Below are 18,959 nucleotides of genomic sequence, written 5' to 3'. Positions count from 1 at the left end.
GTATACGCATTGTTTATCCTTATACGATAATAATTATCAAACTCATTACACCGATAAATTGTGAATTAGGATCGCCACCATGTTAAGAAAATCAGTAAGATCACTCTTTCTGACCGCACTCCTCACCACCCCGTTTTTCAGCTATGCCACCCAATATCCTCTTACCGTCACCGATTTCGACGGGAGAAATGTCACCATTAAACAAGAGCCACAGCGCATCATTCTGCAAGATGGGCGCGATATTATGACGATGGCATTGCTTGACCGCGATAATCCCTTTCAGCGTCTGGTCGCCTGGAACAATCTGGCGAAAAAACAGGACACCGCAACCTGGGATATGCTGAAAGGAAAATGGCCTCAGTCCGTTGGCATTCTGGATATGGGCTTCAGTGACAAAGGCAACGTCGATCTGGAAAGCGTACTGTCAAAGCAGCCGGATCTGATGATTGCCCAGCTGCGTGCGAAAGCAGCGCTGAAGGAAAGCGGTGTGATCGACAAGCTCAGCGCGCTGAATATTCCCGTACTGTTCGTCGATTATGAAGTGAATCCGGCTAAAGATACCGCTCCCAGCATCGACCTACTGGGTAAAGTTCTGAACCGTGAAGCCAATGCCAAAGCGTATACCGATTTCTATCGTCAACACTTCGATGCTATTCAGCAGAAAACCGCTGCAATCACCCCGAAACCTAACGTCTTTATTGAACCGATTGCTGGCAACTCAGACTCCTGCTGCTTCACACACAGCAACAGCGGCTGGGGCGGATTGATTGAAGCAGTCGGCGCGAAAAATATTGGTTCGGATTTACTGCCGGGCGCCTCAGGTTTTGTCTCGCTGGAAAAAATTATCAGCATGAAACCTGACGTCTACATTATGACAGGCTCTAAGCGTGGTAACAGTCAGGTACTGCCGTTAGGCTATGGCGCCAGCGTAGAAGACGTTCGTAATCAGGCCACTACGCTGCTAAACCGCACTGGCATCAGCCAAATTCCAGCGGTTCAGGCGAAACACGTTTACGGCGTTTACCACCATTTCTACAACCATCCTTACAACATTGTTGGTATGGAATATCTGGCAAAGGACATTTATCCTCAGGCGTTTTCCAGCCTGAATCCTGATGACACGTATCACCATATCATTCAGAATTTTACCTCGCTGCCTGACAGTGACTTTATCTTTGCCTGGAAACAAGGTGAGTAATTTTTCATGAGTACAACCACTGAACCGGGTATCCGCAATACTGCCGCGGATGCCAACACCATTATGGACAACTATCGCGGCATTATTCGACGCCGCGTGGGTGTTATGGCGATACTGCTGTTGATCATCATCGGCTCGTTGTTGCTGGATTTCACGATGGGGCCTTCAGGGCTGACGCTTGATGTGCTTTGGCAGACGCTGACCGATCCGGCCAGCGCCGATGCTGGTACGCGCGTGATCGTCTGGGATATTCGTCTGCCTTACGCACTGATGGCTATCGTGGTCGGACTGTCACTTGGTCTGGCCGGTGCAGAAATGCAAACGATCCTGAACAACCCGCTGGCCAGTCCGTTTACGCTCGGCGTTTCTTCCGCCGCCGCATTCGGCGCCGCGCTGGCTATCGTCCTCGGTATCGGTATCCCCGGTATTCCGGCTCAGTGGTTTATCTCCGCAAACGCCTTTATCTTTGCGCTGCTGGCAGCGTTGCTGCTTGATGGCATTACGCGCTGGACGCAGGTCGCGACCTCCGGCGTCGTGCTGTTCGGTATCGCGCTGGTGTTCACCTTCAACGCGTTGGTATCCATGCTCCAGTTCATCGCCAACGAAGACACGCTGCAAGGTCTGGTGTTCTGGACGATGGGCAGTCTGGCCCGTGCCTCGTGGGAAAAATTGGGCATCCTGCTGCTGGTACTGGCTATCGTGATGCCAATTTCACTGATGAGCTCATGGAAGCTGACCGCCCTGCGGTTGGGTGAAGATCGCGCCGTTAGTTTTGGTATTAACGTCCGCCGCCTGCGTCTGGCGACGCTGCTGCGCATCAGTATTTTGTCCGCCATTTCGGTCGCGTTTGTTGGCCCCATCGGCTTTATCGGTCTGGTTGCTCCGCATATCGCACGTATGATTTTCGGTGAAGACCACCGCTTCTATCTGCCTGCCAGTGCGTTAACTGGCGCGCTGGTGCTGTCGATGGCATCCGTTGCCTCGAAAAACCTCATCCCCGGCGTCATTATCCCGGTCGGGATCGTCACATCACTGGTTGGCGTCCCCTTCTTCCTGAGTATCATCCTGCGCCACAGAGGAAACGTATGAACCAGCAAACCTCTTCTGGATTACGCCTTTCCCACTTTCGCGCCGGTTACCCCAAGCGTCAGGTGATTCGCGATCTGTCCGTCCCGCAACTGCCGCGCGGGAAAATTACCGTGCTGCTCGGCCCCAACGGCAGCGGTAAATCAACGCTGTTGCGTGCAATGGCAGGTCTGAATGCTTCCGAAGGTGAACTGTGGTTGGATGACACCAATCTGATGACATTGCCTTTTGCTCAGCGGGCGGAAAAAGTCGTTTATTTGCCGCAATCCTTGCCAGCCGGCGTTCACCTGCACGTGCTGGAATCGATTATCGTCGCGCAGCGCGCGTCCGGTGGCATGCACAACGCCGAAAAGCAGGATGAAGTGATGAGCCTGCTGCGTCAGTTAGGCATTGAACATCTGGCGTTGAGCTATCTCGATCAGCTCTCCGGCGGACAGAAACAGCTGGTGGGGTTAGCGCAATCGCTGATCCGTCAACCTTCGCTGCTCCTGCTGGACGAACCGCTTAGCGCGCTGGATCTGAACTATCAGTTCCACGTGATGGATTTGGTACGTAAAGAAACGCGCAAGCGCAACATCATCACCGTCGTGGTAGTGCATGACGTCAATATCGCGCTACGTCATGGCGACCACGTACTGATGCTGCAAAACGGTAATTTGATTGCCAATGGCGCACCGGCCGAGGTGATTAGCCCTGAAAGCCTGTCAGCAGTCTATGGCGTACGCGGACGCATCGAGCGCTGTTCGCAGGGCGTGCCGCAGGTGATTATCGACGGACTGGTCAGCAAACCGACCATCTAAACCTGCCGGACAAGTAGACAATGCCCCCCTCACCGTCTACTTTACCGTACTGGGCATATCTTATGACAACGGAAGGTGGCTCGCAGTGCAAGAACAGCATAGGCAACCACCTCAGCGGGGGACTAATTTACTCAACGAAATTTGTTAACCCGCAAACTGCCGGAATAGCGCTTTACCGCGCAAGAGCCGTAGCCCCAGCCAGCCGCCGCAGAGCGACAGGAGGAACGCCGCGATTAACGGAAGTGCTATCCACATCCCGATATTCGGTTCCCAGGCAAAGTTAAAGACCTTACGCTGCAACAGCCACAGAGCCGATTCTGCGCCAATCGCCGCCGCCGTTCCCGCCACCAATCCCAGCACCGCGAATTCACACCACAGCGTGGTGCGCAGCAGGCGTAACCCGGCTCCCAGCGTGCGGTATACCATCAACTCCTGACGTCGCTGACGCATCCCGACCTGAATCTGAGCCAGCAACAGCAGCACACCACAGAACAGCACCAGGATGACCATAATCTCCAGCGCGCGACTTACCTGCTGTAAAACCTGCCCAACCTGACGCAGAATACTGCCGATATCCAGCACGCTCACCGTCGGGAACTGGCGGTTCAGCTGCGTAATCATCTTCTCATCACCATCGTAGCGGAAGCTCGTCAACCAAGACTGTGGCTGGTTATCCAACGCCCCCACGGGGAAAATAAAGAAGAAATTCGGACGCAGACTTTCCCAGTCTACCTGACGGAAGCTGGTTACCGTCGCACTAAACGGCTGTGTATCGCCGGTGAAGGTCAGCGTATCGCCAATCTTGATGCCCATCTCTTTGGCTTCTTTCGCTTCCATCGAGACTTCGCCCGTCTTCGGCGCTTCGCCTTCCACCAATACGTTGTGCTGTGGAATCCCGTTCATCCAGGTCAGATTCAGCTCACGGTTCACCGTGTTGCCGCCCGGATCGTCCTCGTGGATCACTTCAGTAGCAACCTGCTGATTAATCTCCGTCAGGCGCGCACGAATAATCGGGAAGAACTGCTCTGGCGTCACGTCATGCTGAGAGAGAAACTCCCTCACCTGCGGCACCTGTTCCGCTGTGATATTCAGCAGGAAATAGTTCGGGCTGCCCGGCGGTAATTGCTGCTGCCAGCGTTCCAGTAAATCACCGCGCATCACCAGCAGCAGCGCTAATAGCATGAAGGACAACGAAAATGCCGCCAGTTGGCTGAGCGTCGACCACGGCTGACGCAGCAGGCGATTAATCGCCAGACGCAGCGCTAGACGTTTAACCGTCAGACGCCGTAACAGCAGCAAACCGCCCCAGCCAATAACACCCAGCAGTAGCGACAACACCGCCACGCCTCCGAGCAGCGACCACAGCAGCACGCCGCCACCGGACAATACTGCCAGCAGGCCGACGACAATAATCAGGACAATCGGCAAGTAATAGCGCAGCGGCCACACGTTCGCCACCACATCCTGACGCAACACGCGCAGCGGCTGTGTCGCCAGCAGCAGTCGATACGGACGCAGCCCAACCAGCAGCGAGATCAGCACCAGCGATCCCAGCGCCCATACCCACGGCCACAGCCCGGATGCAGGCAATGCGGCGGGCAGCACCGGAGCCAGCATTTTCATCAGCAGCGCCTCAAACCCAAGGCCGAGCACGCTACCGCAAACCGCCGCCAGACCCAGCACGGAAAGCCACTGCCCGATAATTAATTTCCTCAGCGCTTGTTTGCCTGCTCCCAGCGTTTTCAGAATGGCGACCAAATCATAGCGACTGCGGCAGTAGTGCCCCATCGCCACCGCGACCGCAGCAATAGACAACAGCAGCGTCAGCAGCGCCGACAGCAACAGGAACTGCTGCGACCGCTTTAACGACTGGCTCAGCGCACCTTCAGAATCTTCCATGCCATACCAGCGCTGATCGGGCTTGAGCTGTGGCTTGATGAAGTTGCTAAATTCGCTAATTTGCTTCTCATTGCCAGAAAACATGTAGCGCCAGGTAATACGGCCCCCCGGCTGAATCGCCCCCGTTTTCTCGACATCATCCAGATTCATCAGAATACGCGGCGCGGTCTCAAACGGATTAAAGCCGGAATCTGGTTCCTGAATCAGTTCGCCGCTGATACGCAGTGAGGTATCGCCGACATCCAGCATGTCACCGACTTTCAGCCCAAGCAATGCCAGCAGGCGCGGAGCCACCAGCACCGTTCCCGCTTCCGCATGCAGCCCTTCAGGGCGCGTCTGCAAATTGCCGTACAGCGGATAACGCTGGTCGGTCGCTTTAACCTGCGCCAGTTGCGGCGTATCGCCCGCGAACGTCATGGTCATAAAGGAAATCTGGCGACTAAGCGTCAGCCCGCGCTGCTGCGCGTCCAAAAGCCAGTCTTCCGCGACGGGCCGAGACGCACGCAGCACGCGGTCGCCCGCCAGAAAATCACGGCTCTGCTGGCTGAGCCCTTTTTCCATGCGGTCGCTGATCGTACCCAGCGCCAGCACGCAGGCTACGGCCAGCGTTAGCGCCAGCCAGACAATCAATAAGGAAGGAGAACGCCATTCGCGCCAGAACCACCGCCAGATCATGCGTCCTCCCGCAGCTTGCCGTCGACTAACCGCAGGCGTCGCTCGCAGCGGGCCGCCAGTTGCTCATCGTGCGTCACCAGAATCAGCGTGGTGGCATAATCGCGATTGAGGGAAAACAGCAGATCAACAATGCGCTCACCGGTTTTACGATCCAGATTCCCAGTAGGTTCATCGGCAAACAAGACGTTAGGACGACCGCTGAACGCGCGAGCCAGCGCCACGCGCTGCTGTTCACCGCCGGAAAGCTGAGCGGGAAGATGATGTAAGCGTTCACCCAACCCGAGTTGCTGTAAAAGCTGCTCGGCCTGTCCACGACTGTGGCTGTCGCTTTCGCCACGCAGCAACGCGGGTAATTGCACGTTCTCCAGCGCATTCAGCGTCGGCACCAGCATGAAAGACTGGAAGACAAACCCCACATGCTGGGCACGCAGCGCCGCACGGCCTTCTTCATCCAGTGCGCTCAGCGATTTGCCCATCAGGCTAACGTCACCTTCGGTGCCATCATCCAGACCAGCCAGGATCCCCAGTAACGTCGATTTCCCCGAACCGGATTCACCAATCAGGGCAATTGTCTGCGCAGGTTTGACAATGAGCTCAACTCCGGTAAGGATGGAAAGCCGATTTTCTCCCTGACCAACGTGCTTACTAAGATGATGAACTTCAAGAATGTTTTCTACGTGCGCAGTTTTGCTTGGCGTAGCACTCGCTGGGCTGGTCTTCGCAAACATGTTTTCGTCCTTTTGCTTCTGGGATTATGCAGCGTACGCGCTTTCGCCGCTGACACATTATTAATTCTGGGCGATAGCCTCAGTGCGGGCTATCAAATGCCGATCGCTAACGCGTGGCCAACGCTATTGAACACGCAGTGGCAGACGCAGAAAAAAGGCGTCGCGGTGGTTAACGCCAGCATTAGTGGAGACACCACCGCACAAGCGTTAGCGCGTCTTCCTGCCCTGCTGAAACAGCATCAGCCGCGTTGGGTGTTGATTGAACTGGGCGGCAATGACGGTCTTCGGGGATTTCCAGCAGCCAACATCGAGCAGGATCTAGCGAAAATCATCACGCTGGTCAAACAGGCTAATGCCCAACCGTTGCTCATGCAGGTTCGTTTGCCGACCAACTATGGCCGCCGCTACACCGAGTCATTCAGCAATATCTACCCCAAACTCGCGGAGCAGTTTGCGCTTCCTCTGCTGCCTTTCTTTATGGAGCAGGTGTATCTTAAACCGGAGTGGATGATGGAAGATGGCATCCATCCAACCCGGGATGCCCAACCGTTTATCGCAGACTGGATGGCGAAGCAGTTGGAACCCTTAGTTAACCATGAGTCTTAATAAATAGGCTTTTGAATTAGGTAAAGTTATGCAAAAAACGGTCTTCATTACGGGTTGCTCCAGCGGTATTGGCCTGATTGCCGCTCAGGATCTGCAAAAACGCGGCTATCGCGTGATTGCAGCCTGCCGTCGCGCAGAGGATGTGGCGCGTCTGACCACGCTGGGTCTGGAGGCGATTACGCTCGATCTGGATGACAGCACCAGCGTGGAACAGGCCGCGGCGGAGGTGATCAGACTGACCGATAATCGCCTGTACGGTTTGTTTAACAACGCTGGATATGGCCTGTATGGACCGTTGAATACCATTTCGCGCCAGCAGCTCGAGCAGCAGTTTTCCAGCAACCTGTTCGGCACGCATCAGCTCACACAGTTATTATTACCCGCGATGCTGCCGCATGGTGAAGGCCGTATCATCCAGACCAGTTCCGTGCTGGGGCTGGTGTCTACACCGGGTCGCGGTGCGTATGCCGCCAGCAAATATGCGCTGGAAGCCTGGTCGGATGCGTTGCGTATGGAATTACACGGCAGCGGCCTGCACGTCAGCCTGATCGAGCCCGGCCCGATCAGCACGCGCTTTACCAATAACGTGGCACAGACGCAGACGGAAAAGCCGGTCACCAACCCCGGCATCGCTAAACGCTTCACGCTGCCGCCGGAAGCGATCTTGCCGAAGCTCCATCATGCGTTGGAAAGCTCACGGCCAAAATTACGCTATCCCGTGACGCTGGTGGCACACGCTTTAACCTGGCTGCGTCGTTTGCTACCGGGGTGCCTGCTAGATAAGGTAGTACGAGGATAAGGCTGCAGAGGATGACGAATTTGTACGTTCATCTCTGCACGAGGCTTGTAAGTGACACCGACAGGCCCCATCTAAGAGTCAAATGTATTCAAGAAGTAAGAGAGACTACTCATGTTAGAACAACAAGCGACTATCGTTGACGTCAATGAATCCAACCTGCATCAGGTGTTGGAACACTCCACGACACTGCCAGTCCTGTTTTACTTCTGGTCGGGGCGTAGCCAGCACTGCCTGGAGCTGGAACCGGTGCTGGACAAGCTGGCGCAGGAATACGCCGGACAGTTTGTTCTGGCGAAGGTTGACTGTGATACCGAGCAGCGCGTAGCCGCTCAGTTTGGCCTGCGCTCAATCCCAACCGTGTATCTGGTTAAAGACGGGCAGCCGCAGGATGGTTTTCAGGGTCCACAGCCGGAAGAGGCGATTCGTGAATTGCTGAAACGCGCGCTGCCGAAAGAAGAAGAGCTGAAAGTGGCACAGGCACAGCAGCTGATTCAGGAAGACAAACTGCCGGAAGCAATGCAGCTGCTGAAAGACGCCTGGCAACTCAGCCAGCAGCGCAGTGACATCGGTCTGATGCTGGCGGAAGTGCAGATTCAAATTAAACGCAGTGAAGATGCTGAAGCCGTGTTGGCCACAATTCCTTTGCAAGATCGAGACACGCGCTACCATAGCCTCGTGGCTCAGATTGAATTGCTGAAACAGGCGGCAGACACGCCAGAAATTCAGCATTTACAGCAGCAATTGGACGCCGATCCGCAAAATGCGGATCTCGCGGTACAGCTGGCTCTGCAACTGCATCAGGTCGGCCGTAACGAAGAAGCGCTTGAACTACTGATGGGCTTCCTGAATAAAGATCTGGCCGTTGCTAACGGCAGCGCACGTAAAACGCTGATGGACATCATGGCCGCCCTCGGCACCAGCGACGCCCTCGCCGCCCGCTACCGCCGCCAGCTCTATTCGTTATTATATTGATTTATCTTGTGAAAAGGGCCAGAACGTTGATTCTGGCCTTTTTATTTGCAGGCAAGCTTAGCCATCGGCTTATAGACTTATCGTCTTATGCTAGATTGATGTGATGGTTTCGGGCGTGCTAACCACCTTATTTTTCTGTCATTTCATCACTCGCCCGACAAGGAGCGCTCAGTCGCCGCAACTCCTTGACCTCTGGCTATTTTGGCGGACGCTGTGCCGCTTCGCGGTGCCTTCGGCGTTCGTGCCCGTTATTCGGGCCGTCAGTGACGCGTTCCCGACGCGGCACTGACTTTCGCCGCATCCATGCGGCTCACCCGACGGTCACGCCCACCTCAGCACAGCGTTTGACGCCGGAAAATAAAAAACAACAAAAATCAGAACGCATACAGATTATTGTCTGTCTCTCATCTGAGAATGTTTTTTTACTCTAAAGCGTTCTTAGCACCGTGATCCAACCGTGCCCGCCGTAGACGGCCCACCCATTTAGCCAGCGGCGCAGCATGTTCATCGCCAGCATCGCAACGACTTCCTGATGGGTTTTCAGGCTGTAGCGCTGTACGTTGAACTGTATCGTTTGGGCAAAAGATCCTTCCGGCGTATGCAGCGCTAATGACAGCTCTGCATCATTCCGGTTACCCACAACCAGCGCTAACGATGCCCCCTGACGCTCCGCCAGATGGCGAGCATAGTCCACTAACCCAGACAGGCTGGTATCCTCAACGTTTGCCAACAGTTCCCCGCCCGCCAGCGGAACATCCGCCGACTGGAGCTGCCAGTTGAGCAATCCTGCCGTGAAGTGTTCACTCACTGCCAGCGTCATATCACGCTCGGCCAGACGCCGTGCCAGCTGTGCCGGTAACCCCTTGGTTCCTTCAAAGAGGGTATTTTCCCCTGCCACGGTGCGCACCGTTTCCCACAGTTGCTCCATATTTTCCTGCTGCGCGGCTGGGCCGGTCAGCTTCAGCTCGATAATTGGCATAGAAGAACGGTAGCCCAGCACCACGCCCGGCGGTAACGCCATGCCGTCCAACTGACTTGCCAGATCGCTCTCGGAGCGGCCAAAGGTGGTCAGGCGTAGGCACAGCGGGGCATCGGCGACAGCAAAACGCTCGCGCAAACGCGGCATAATTTGCTGATCGACCATGACCTTAAACTCAGACGGCACGCCCGGTGTAAAAAACATCAGGCACTTGTTCAATTGCAGCGCAAAACCACAAGCGGTGCCCACCGGGTTATCCACCATTTCCGCGCTAGCAGGGATTTGCGCCTGTTTACGGTTGCTCGGTGCCATCACTCTGCCACGCTCAGCAAAGAACGCCTCCATACGCGCCAGCCATTCCGCGTGCTCAACTAGCCCTTCTCCTGCGGCAGTGGCCGCCGCCAATGCGCTGAGATCGTCGCTGGTCGGCCCCAGGCCGCCGTTCACAATCAGGATATCGGCTATCTGGCTACGCTGCGTTATCGCAGTCACCAGCGCATCGAGATCGTCCCCCACCGTCATCCGGCTGGTCATCGGTAATCCCTGCTGAAACAGATAATCCGCCAGCCAGGCCGCATTGGTATCAATAATCTGACCATGCAGCACTTCATCGCCGGTACATAACATCTCGACCCTAAGCATTTTTTTATTCCTCGTGACGATCCTGAAACCACTTTAAAAAGTCGCATGAACAAACACAATGTTTCTTTCTGCCTGCCCAATAACGTATCGCCTCCGACGCTCCTCACTCCAGTGTAAATATATAATTACACCCCTCGTAACGGCGTTTTGACAGAAATCACTGAATACTCTACCCTGCTGCCAAAAATATCTGGATAGCCACGCTATTTATAGAGGAATAGGTGAAAAATCGTACTCTTGGCAGCATTTTTATCGTTGCAGGCACCACTATTGGAGCTGGAATGTTGGCGATGCCGTTAGCCACCGCAGGCGTCGGATTTGGTACTACATTGATGATATTGATCGGTTTGTGGGCACTGATGTGTTACAGCGCCTTATTGCTGGTTGAAGTGTATCAACATCAGCCCTCGCACACCGGGCTGGGCACGCTGGCAAAAATCTACCTCGGTCGCTGGGGACAGTGGATTACCGGCTTTAGTATGCTATTTCTGATGTATGCGCTCACCGCGGCCTATATCAGCGGCGCAGGCGAACTGCTCGCCAGCAGTATCAGCCAGTGGAGTGGCTACTCACTTCCGCTGTCCGCAGGTATTCTGCTCTTCACACTGGTTGCTGGTGGCGTCGTCTGCATCGGAACATCCTCAGTCGACTTGTTTAACCGCATCCTGTTTAGCGGCAAAGTGTTGATGCTCGTCATCATGCTGGCCGTCATGGTTCCCCATATTCAGCGCGTCAACCTCTTAACGCTACCGCTGCAACAAGGTCTGACGCTCTCGGCATTACCCGTCATTCTGACGTCGTTCGGCTTTCACGGCAGTATCCCCAGCATCGTGCACTACATGGGTGGCGACAGCCGTAAGCTACGCCGGATATTCCTTATCGGTAGCGTGATACCGCTGATTGCCTATATCTTCTGGCAGCTCGTGATGTTGGGCAGCCTTAGCTCTTCAACATTCAATGCTATTTTGGCCGATCAGGCGGGATTGAATGGGTTGATGCAGGCTATTCGCACGCTGGTTGCCTCACCGCACGTTGAACTGGCCGTCCACCTGTTTGCCGATCTAGCGCTGGCGACCTCTTTCCTCGGCGTGGCACTTGGACTGTTCGATTATTTAGCCGATCTGTTTAAACGTAAAAATAGCATCATCGGGCGCGCGCAAACGGGCTTACTGACCTTTATTCCCCCGCTGGTGTTTGCCCTCTTTTATCCGCAAGGGTTCGTGATGGCGCTAGGTTATGCGGCGATTGCGCTGGCCGTGCTGGCATTGCTTATTCCGGTCTTGCTGAGCTGGCAGGTGCGCAAACAACGTCCTGAAATACGCGCGACGCGCGGTGGCGCACCGGTCTTGGCACTGGTCTTCACCAGCGGCATCACAATCATCCTGATCCAACTGGCGATGGTGGCAGGCTGGTTGCCGTCAATCAGTTAACCTTCTCATTGGTTAATCCAAGACATAAAAAAAGAGCGTGAACTTAACATTCACGCTCTTTTTTCTTTCGAACCACTATACCCTAAATAATTCGAGTTGCAGGCAGGCGGCGACGCAGTGAATCCCCAGGAGCTTACACAAGTAAGTGACTGGGGTGAGCGAGGAAAGCCAACACACCTGCGGCTTGAAGTATGACGGGTATATCAGAAGTTCAGACCAACGCCGACATAGGCAGAATCCGCCAGTCTGTTATCTGGGCCGTTCTCACGCGCCATATTGATATAGCGGTAACCAACATCAACGCTCAGCGGTGCAAAGACCTGCCAGCGGACTCCTGCTTTCCCTTCAACATAGTGGTCAACATGGCTGGAGAAAGCATCTGGTGAATAGTAACCCTCACCATACAGCGAGAACTGGCGGCTCAGCGGCCACTGCACGCCACCGCCCAGTGCGACGCCATAGCCATCATTGCCGTGATCCTGATTCAGGTACAGCGCTTTGCCACCCAGAGTCAGCTTGAGTGGACCAACAGGAATGGTGTATCCCAAGCCGAAGCCGTATACATCATTGTTGTTGTCGCCGTGGGCATAGCTCACATTGCCCGCAAGCCCAGGAATGCCCAGACCGAAGCCCGCACTGGCACCAGCGTAATCGCGACCCGCTTCCCCGGAAAGGCTAATGGCATGTACAGAAGCACTTGCAAGTAACAAGCTTCCCGCACAGGCAATCACAAACTTTTTCATTTTCAATATCCTTAAAAACCGTCGTTAAACGCGCGTGTAAAGGTGTTATCGTTGCCGATTCTACCCGAAACGCCCCCTCACTCCAGCATGAAATTGCCCTGAGCAGCGATTTATTCTTTTAATAATCATGAAAGTTTGCCTTCAGCGCTGCTGACAATAGCAGCAATAAGCGCCGCCTATTTGCTCAAAAAAGACAAAGTGAACAATAGTAATCATCATGGATGACGATAAAACAGGCAGAAGGAAACGATGATGAGAGAAGGGAAATTAACCACAGAAAAGCGCACAACGACGATCGATCCCCCTCATACGGTGAGTTCCGACAGGCACAGCCCGATGCGGTTTCAGGACATATGGTTTCTGGAAAAGCTGGCGCTGTTTGATCGTGAAACCAGCGCCAGTAACCAGACCAGTCATCCACGAAAGGTGGCGAAACTCGGCACCAGCGCACCGGACAACTAGCCTACGACCGACCTGCGTGACCTGTTGTGTTGGGCGAATGGTGCGTTGCATTGACCCAGCTTTTCACCTGCTGGCGAGAAAGCTTAATCCCACCATTTTTCAGTTCAACGGGCAGCGCATAATACGCGACCGGACGCTGAAATCCGGCAAGCTGCGGCTGTAGCCAATCGCGTATCGCATCAAGCGTCGTGGTTTGTGCCACCTCCAATACCGCAACAGGACGGTGGCCGAACTCAGCATCGTCAACGGGCACAATGCAGGCCTGTTGAACATCAGGGTGTGCCAACAGCACAGCTTCGATATTCTCGGGCTGAATCCCTTCCCCACCGCTGAAGAATTGATTATCTAGGCGCCCCAGAATGTGCCATTCGCCTTCGGTAAATAGCCCGCGATCCCGCGTGTGGAACCAGCCATCATCATCGACGAGTGGAATCAGTTTTCCGTCACGCCAATAACCGGCGGCCAGCGTGCTGCCACGCAGCAGGATTTCATCCTCCACCAGCCGGATCTCTCGCTCGTACAGCGGCATGCCGACGCCCGAACGTCCATCAGCACGTTTCGCGCAGACGGTGGACGCCAGTTCCGTCAGACCATAGCCACACCAGCAGCTGACGCCTCGCGCTTCTGCCTGTTGCGTCAGTGCCTGCGGGATCATCGCGCCGCCGAGCAATACGGCCTTTAATGCCGTGGGGAATGTCCCCTCTGACAGCAGTCGCCACAGTTGCGTCGGCACCAGAGAAGCATGGGTGCAATCGCGCAGCGCACTATCCAGAGGCTGATGCGCACGGACAACAATCGTTGCCCCAGTCACAAGCCAGCGCCAGACAATTCCCTGCCCGGAAACGTGAAAGAGCGGAAGTGACAACAGCCAACTATCGTTGGCAGAAAATGCCATCATCTGAACCACACCTTCCGCGCTGGAGAGATGGGCAGCAAACGAATGCACCGCCGCCTTCGGCATCCCGCTGGAGCCGGATGTCAGCGTCAGCGTCGCCAGCCGATCGGCCTGCCAGCGTAGTCTATCGATACGGCGGCTTTCCTCGGTATCACACAGGGGCAAAGAAAGCGTGCGTACAGCCTTCGGCCACGATTTATCATTCAGGCACAGGCTATGCGTTACATTCAGCGCAGGCAGTAGCACCTCGGTTAATGCATCAGGTAACTGTGGATTCAGCGGCAGTACGCGCACGCCGCACTGTAACAGCGCCAGATAGCTGAACAGCATCTGGACGCTATTTTTCCCACGTAGCGCGACCGTACTGTCGGCCATAACGCCCTGCTGGGTGAAATGCTCTGCCAGCTGATCCACCCGCTGGGCAAGCGACTGCCAGCTCCAGCGGGTTTCATCTTCAATCAATGCCACAGACTGGGGCGTCTGGCTAGCCCAGTATCGCCACGGCCAGTCGGTCAGGATTGCCATACCACGTCCAGTTGCTCAGCAGCCAACAGCGGCAACGCGCTATCCGGCCAGCGTTGAATCACCTGCGCCTGCATCAGATCCAACGTGTCCAGCCCTGGAACCGTATCCGGCGTCAGCCAGTGCGCCAAACGCGCCAGCTGCGTTAACCCCAGACTGGATTCGATGCTGGAGCTGATCACCGCCGTTAATCCAGCCTGATGCGTTTCCTGCACCAGCTGTTGGCAGCGTGCGAGGCTGCCGACCAGCGTAGGTTTGATCACAATCGCACTCACGCCCGGCTCGGCTTCTACCCGAAAATCCGCCTCGCGCACGCTTTCATCCCAGGCAATGTTGATGCCCGTTTCTCGCGCAAACTCGCGAGATTCTTCACGGGTTTTGCAAGGCTCTTCAAGAAAGGCAATGCGCGAACGCAATGACGGCGCGACATAACGAGCGAAGCCGTCGGCTTTGGCACGCGTCCAACTGCGGTTGGCATCCAGACGGAGTTTCAGATCCGGCAAGGCTTCCAGCAGTACGTTAACGATCATGCCATCACGCACCGCTTCGTACAGGCCGACTTTGATCTTTGCCACTTTCTCACCCGGCATCGCCTGTAGCATCTCAAACAGCTCGTCAGGATCGCCGCTGCACAATGGCGCTTTGCGATAATCCGCCGCCTGCGGCAGATGCCGATCCAGCTCGGCCTGCGCACAGCTCAAGCCAAAGGCAACCGACGGCGGAAGATCGTCAGAAAATGCCTGTCCTGCTGCCCACAATTGCAGCTGTTCAAGCGCGGCTGATTCCGCCTCTGCCAACGTTTCCACGCTGAATTCTGGCAACGGCGCAATCTCACCCCAGCCCAACCGCTCGCCGTCTTGCAGGCGAACGATAAGCCCATCACGGGTCTTCAGACGCTGATTGCGCAGCACCACTCCGGCTTCCATCGGCACGCTGTAACGATAGAGAGTGACCTGACGCATTACGGATTCCGTTTGAATTTGCTGAAGTCAGGCTGACGTTTTTCATTGAACGCGTTGCGGCCTTCCTGCCCTTCGTCTGTCATGTAGAACAGCATGGTGGCGTTACCCGCCAGCTCCTGCAAGCCAGCCTGACCGTCGCAGTCTGCGTTCAGCGCCGCTTTCAGACAGCGCAGCGCCATTGGGCTGTTTTGCAGCATTTCACGGCACCAGCGCACGGTTTCTTTTTCCAGATCCGCCAACGGCACTACCGTGTTCACCAGCCCCATATCCAACGCTTGCGCAGCGTCGTACTGGCGGCACAGGAACCAGATTTCACGCGCTTTCTTCTGACCCACGATGCGTGCCATGTAAGAAGCGCCCCAGCCGCCGTCAAAGGAGCCGACGCGCGGACCCGTTTGACCGAAGATGGCGTTTTCTGCCGCAATGGTCAGGTCACACATCATGTGTAGAACATGTCCACCACCGATGGAATAGCCTGCGACCATCGCGACAACCGGCTTCGGACAGGTACGGATCTGACGCTGGAAATCCAGCACGTTCAGATGATGCACGCCGCTGTCATCCTGATAACCGCCGTAGTCGCCACGAACTTTCTGATCGCCGCCGGAGCAGAATGCCTTATCGCCAGCACCGGTCAGGATAATCGTCCCGATACCGTCGTCATGACGCGCATTATCAAGCGCCTGAATCATCTCTTTTACCGTTTGCGGACGGAACGCATTGCGTACCTGAGGACGGTTAATGGTGATTTTGGCAATGCCATCGATGGATTTATGGTAGAGGATATCGGCGAAGTCGCCGCTGCAATCGTGCCATTCAATCGGTGCGTAAAGCAGGTCTTCACTCGGATAAAGCATAGTTATCAATCCTTAACGTGATGCAAAAGAAAAGAGCGAACCCGCTCGGCATAGGCCGTTGGATTCGCCTGATGAGCATTGTGACCCGCCTGATCCACGCTCAGTAACGGCAGGCCGTATTGCGCCGCCAGCGTTTGAAACTTCACGTCGCTGGCACCGCATAAGTAAACAAAAGGTATCGACAGGTGCCGGAGGCGTTCCGCCCAAAAAGGCTGCCGCCCCAGCGAGGTCGCTTCCAGCATCGCCGCAACGGACGCACCGTGATTGGCGCTGCGGCGAGCAACCAGCTGTTCACGCTGAGTAGAGTCAACATCGGCAAAGACCGCCTGCTGATACCAGTCCTGCAAGACCGCTGGCAGCGGTTCCTGACGAAAGCGCTGCGCCCAACGTGCATCATGGTGGATGCGTTCCGTACGCAGATCCGGCGTTGCCAAGCCGGGATGTCCGCCTTCGACCAGCAACCCGAGCATGCCGTCATGCTGCCCGTTGCAGGCGTGATACATCGCGATACGCCCACCGAGCGAATAGCCTAGCAGCCAGTAATTCTCAATGCCTTGATCCAACAGCGTCTTGCTTAACTGGCTACTAACATCGGCAAAATCTGTTGTGGATATCGTTCGCGACGCGCCGTGTCCGGGTAAATCCACCAGCAGCACGGGCCAGTCACGACAGAACGGCAGAATGGGCTGCCAGTCCTCACCGCTGCCTAATAAACCATGCAGGCACACCAGCCACGGCTGCCTCGGAGCCACCGCGCCATGCGTCACTTTCCGGCAGCCTAGCCCTTGAAAATCTATCCCTTGAAACTTTAGTGCGCCCACGTCGCCACCTGAGCGACCAGTTCATTGAGCGTTTCCGCGCCGTCCTTCGGCTCAACCACCACTTCCAGCAGCGTGACGCCGCCCTGAGCCCAGCAATCCGCTACCGTACCCGCCAGCTGTTCCCAGCTCTCGGCACGTACGTAATTCAGGCCAAACATCGCGGCAGCGTGCCCGAATTCCACATTTTGCGGCATGCAGTAAAACGCTTCACGCTGTGCAACCGGCGTCGGCAGCAGGGAAAATATCTGGCCGCCGTTATTGTTCACCACGATCAACACCAGCGGCGCGGGAGACTGACGCAGCAGCGCCAGCGCATTCAAATCGTATAACGCGGAAAGATCGCCGACGATGCCCAGCGTGGCTTTTGACGTGGCACGCTGTACACCAGCCAGCGTGGAGATCAGGCCATCAATGCCGCTGGCACCGCGATTACCGTACACCGGATATCCCTGCGGGAGCTGCGCCAACGCGTCGATTAGACGCACCACGAGACTATTGCCGACAAACAGTTGCCCATCCGGTGGCAACAGCGCTGGTATGCGCTGCGCCAGCTGTGCCTCACCAAAGCGGGAAGCCAGATGTGCGTCGACCTGCCGCCGCGTTTTGTCGGCAATATCCACCAGCAAATCCGCCCACGATGCTTGTTTATGTGCGGGATGCGCAGACAGCCATTCACCCACGTCCGCCACCAGACGGCGTCCGCGATGGTGAGCCGGATCCAACCGTCCCGGCAAGTCATCGATTAACCAGAACTCTTGCGGCTGGCACTGTTCCTGCCATTGCAGCAGGCGCTTACCCGTCAGGCTACCGCCGAACTGCAAGACAATTTCCGCCTGCTGTAAGCGAGCCGCTGCATCAGGATGCGCGAGCCAAATATCCGCACAAGGTAACGGCTGCCCACTTTGCGACAGGACATCACCAATCAGCGGCCAGCCCAGTTCGTTCGCCCACGCGGCGAGTTGCGCCCCTTGTTCAGGGCTCACGCGACCGGCGAGGACAACGCCCCGCTTCTGTCGCCACTGCAACCAGTCCGGTTGTACCGCCAACGTACTCTGGCGCATTTCACGCAGCCAGGGTTCACGGCTATTCCACCAGTCGCCCAGCGTCATCAACCAGTCCTGATACACCGTGCCGTCATCGGCACCGTAAAGCGGTTCGGCAAAGGGACAGTTAATATGCAACGCACCGTGCATCAGCCGCGCCATTGCACTATCCACAGAGGAAACCAGCCAGCTAGCCGGAATATCGGGCGTAGGGCGTGGCAAATCCAGCGTCAGCGTGGGGTGTGAAGCATACAGTGCATGTTGACGAATCGCCTGATTTGCACCGCAGTCAATCAGCTCCGGCGGGCGGTCGGCCGTCAGAACCACCAGACGTTCACCGGTCAACCCCGCTTCAATGATGGCGGGATAAAGATTCGCGGCAGCGGTGCCTGACGTCACGATAATCGCAACCGGCTCACGCGAGGCTTTTGCCAGCCCCAGCGCCAGATGCCCGAGCCCCCGCTCGTCAAAATGCGTGTGGCAAATGAGTGCGCGATTATCCGCCGCAGACAGCGTCAACGGGGTAGAGCGAGAGCCAGGCGCTATGCAGACATGCCGGACACCGTGGCGGGTCAGCGATTCCAGCAGTAATGTAGCCCAGCGGCGATTAAATACACTTGTTGACATGTTGTACTCAACAACTCAGGTTGCAGGTTATATCCGTTATACTTCAAGCCGCATAGCGCTGTTCAAAACGCTAACGTTTTGCCACGCAACTCGAATGATTTAGGGTATTAAGCAAATACTAATGATCAAACTGTTGGCGGTCTGGTTGCCCTTCAGCAAACATCGAGATCAGCCTTATTATATTTTTTTTTATCACGCTGACTTTGATATAAA

At 55.8% G+C, this 18,959-nt stretch carries 17 protein-coding genes; 8 read left to right on the top strand and 9 right to left on the bottom strand.

The features are described 5' to 3' along the window. Positions 1-79 precede the first annotated feature (79 nt). Genes JFY74_06685 through JFY74_06675 form a run of 3 tightly spaced genes read left to right on the top strand, consistent with a single transcriptional unit; the run spans position 80 to position 3,084 of the window. A complete protein-coding gene (locus tag JFY74_06685; protein ID QQG29720.1) occupies positions 80-1,198 on the top strand; it encodes an ABC transporter substrate-binding protein in 1,119 nt (372 codons plus the stop codon). Positions 1,199-1,204: 6 nt separating this feature from the next. After that, positions 1,205-2,287 carry an iron ABC transporter permease gene (locus JFY74_06680; GenBank protein QQG29719.1) on the top strand — a complete coding sequence of 361 codons (1,083 nt, stop codon included), beginning with the start codon at positions 1,205-1,207 and terminating at the stop codon, positions 2,285-2,287. Then, positions 2,284-3,084, top strand: a complete 801-nt coding sequence (locus tag JFY74_06675) for an ABC transporter ATP-binding protein (GenBank protein QQG29718.1) — start codon at positions 2,284-2,286, stop codon at positions 3,082-3,084. The genes JFY74_06680 and JFY74_06675 overlap by 4 nt, the downstream gene beginning before the upstream one ends. 144 nt (positions 3,085-3,228) lie before the next feature. Here the strand turns inward: JFY74_06675 and JFY74_06670 are convergent, their stop codons facing one another. Both JFY74_06670 and JFY74_06665 read right to left on the bottom strand, forming a co-directional pair. Then, positions 3,229-5,658 carry an ABC transporter permease gene (locus JFY74_06670; protein QQG29717.1) on the bottom strand — a complete coding sequence of 810 codons (2,430 nt, stop codon included), beginning with the start codon at positions 5,656-5,658 and terminating at the stop codon, positions 3,229-3,231. Continuing rightward, positions 5,655-6,386, bottom strand: a complete 732-nt coding sequence (locus tag JFY74_06665) for an ABC transporter ATP-binding protein (protein ID QQG29716.1) — start codon at positions 6,384-6,386, stop codon at positions 5,655-5,657. The genes JFY74_06670 and JFY74_06665 overlap by 4 nt, the downstream gene beginning before the upstream one ends. Between JFY74_06665 and tesA the strand changes: the two genes are divergently transcribed. The 3 genes from tesA (at position 6,312) to JFY74_06650 (ending at position 8,763) form a co-directional block, all read left to right on the top strand. Next, positions 6,312-6,992, top strand: a complete 681-nt coding sequence (gene tesA / locus JFY74_06660) for a multifunctional acyl-CoA thioesterase I/protease I/lysophospholipase L1 (protein QQG30469.1) — start codon at positions 6,312-6,314, stop codon at positions 6,990-6,992. The genes JFY74_06665 and tesA overlap by 75 nt on opposite strands. A gap of 28 nt (positions 6,993-7,020) precedes the next feature. After that, positions 7,021-7,791, top strand: coding sequence for an SDR family oxidoreductase (locus JFY74_06655; protein QQG29715.1), 771 nt, complete (start codon positions 7,021-7,023; stop codon positions 7,789-7,791). A 111-nt stretch (positions 7,792-7,902) separates the two neighbouring features. After that, positions 7,903-8,763: a co-chaperone YbbN gene (locus tag JFY74_06650; protein QQG29714.1), complete on the top strand. Its 861-nt coding sequence runs from the start codon at positions 7,903-7,905 to the stop codon at positions 8,761-8,763. 427 nt (positions 8,764-9,190) lie between these two features. On the opposite strand, the gene JFY74_06645 is transcribed toward JFY74_06650, so the two are convergent. Next, positions 9,191-10,384, bottom strand: a complete 1,194-nt coding sequence (locus JFY74_06645; protein QQG29713.1) for a nicotinamide mononucleotide deamidase-related protein YfaY — start codon at positions 10,382-10,384, stop codon at positions 9,191-9,193. Between the two features lie 221 nt (positions 10,385-10,605). Here JFY74_06645 and tyrP point away from each other — a divergent pair, with 221 nt between their 5' ends. Next, positions 10,606-11,814 carry a tyrosine transporter TyrP gene (gene tyrP / locus JFY74_06640; protein QQG29712.1) on the top strand — a complete coding sequence of 403 codons (1,209 nt, stop codon included), beginning with the start codon at positions 10,606-10,608 and terminating at the stop codon, positions 11,812-11,814. A gap of 203 nt (positions 11,815-12,017) precedes the next feature. Here the strand turns inward: tyrP and JFY74_06635 are convergent, their stop codons facing one another. Then, on the bottom strand, positions 12,018-12,557 hold the full coding sequence (locus JFY74_06635; GenBank protein ID QQG29711.1) for a hypothetical protein: 540 nt from the start codon (positions 12,555-12,557) through the stop codon (positions 12,018-12,020). A gap of 252 nt (positions 12,558-12,809) precedes the next feature. On the opposite strand from JFY74_06635, the gene JFY74_06630 reads away from it, so the two are divergent. After that, the gene (locus JFY74_06630; GenBank protein QQG29710.1) at positions 12,810-13,019 is read left to right on the top strand and encodes a catalase; all 210 of its coding nucleotides are present in this window, start codon (positions 12,810-12,812) and stop codon (positions 13,017-13,019) included. A gap of 1 nt (position 13,020) precedes the next feature. Here the strand turns inward: JFY74_06630 and menE are convergent, their stop codons facing one another. Genes menE through menD form a run of 5 tightly spaced genes read right to left on the bottom strand, consistent with a single transcriptional unit; the run spans position 13,021 to position 18,746 of the window. Beyond that, positions 13,021-14,439, bottom strand: coding sequence for an o-succinylbenzoate--CoA ligase (gene menE / locus JFY74_06625; GenBank protein ID QQG29709.1), 1,419 nt, complete (start codon positions 14,437-14,439; stop codon positions 13,021-13,023). Next, positions 14,427-15,398, bottom strand: a complete 972-nt coding sequence (menC, locus tag JFY74_06620; protein ID QQG29708.1) for an o-succinylbenzoate synthase — start codon at positions 15,396-15,398, stop codon at positions 14,427-14,429. Before menC ends, menE begins: the two co-directional genes overlap by 13 nt. Continuing rightward, positions 15,398-16,255, bottom strand: coding sequence for a 1,4-dihydroxy-2-naphthoyl-CoA synthase (gene menB, locus JFY74_06615; GenBank protein ID QQG29707.1), 858 nt, complete (start codon positions 16,253-16,255; stop codon positions 15,398-15,400). The genes menC and menB overlap by 1 nt, the downstream gene beginning before the upstream one ends. A gap of 5 nt (positions 16,256-16,260) precedes the next feature. Next, entirely contained in the window at positions 16,261-17,022 is a 762-nt protein-coding gene (gene menH, locus JFY74_06610; GenBank protein QQG30468.1) for a 2-succinyl-6-hydroxy-2,4-cyclohexadiene-1-carboxylate synthase, read from the bottom strand. A gap of 41 nt (positions 17,023-17,063) precedes the next feature. Next, positions 17,064-18,746 (bottom strand): 2-succinyl-5-enolpyruvyl-6-hydroxy-3-cyclohexene-1-carboxylic-acid synthase, encoded by a 1,683-nt coding sequence (gene menD, locus JFY74_06605; protein QQG29706.1) that lies wholly within the window; start codon positions 18,744-18,746, stop codon positions 17,064-17,066. Positions 18,747-18,959 lie beyond the last annotated feature (213 nt).

Source organism: Pectobacterium carotovorum (genome assembly GCA_016415585.1).
Classification (GTDB): domain Bacteria; phylum Pseudomonadota; class Gammaproteobacteria; order Enterobacterales; family Enterobacteriaceae; genus Pectobacterium; species Pectobacterium carotovorum_K.
Note: the sequence above shows the minus strand (reverse complement) of the source record. Positions and strands in the feature narration are given on the sequence as shown.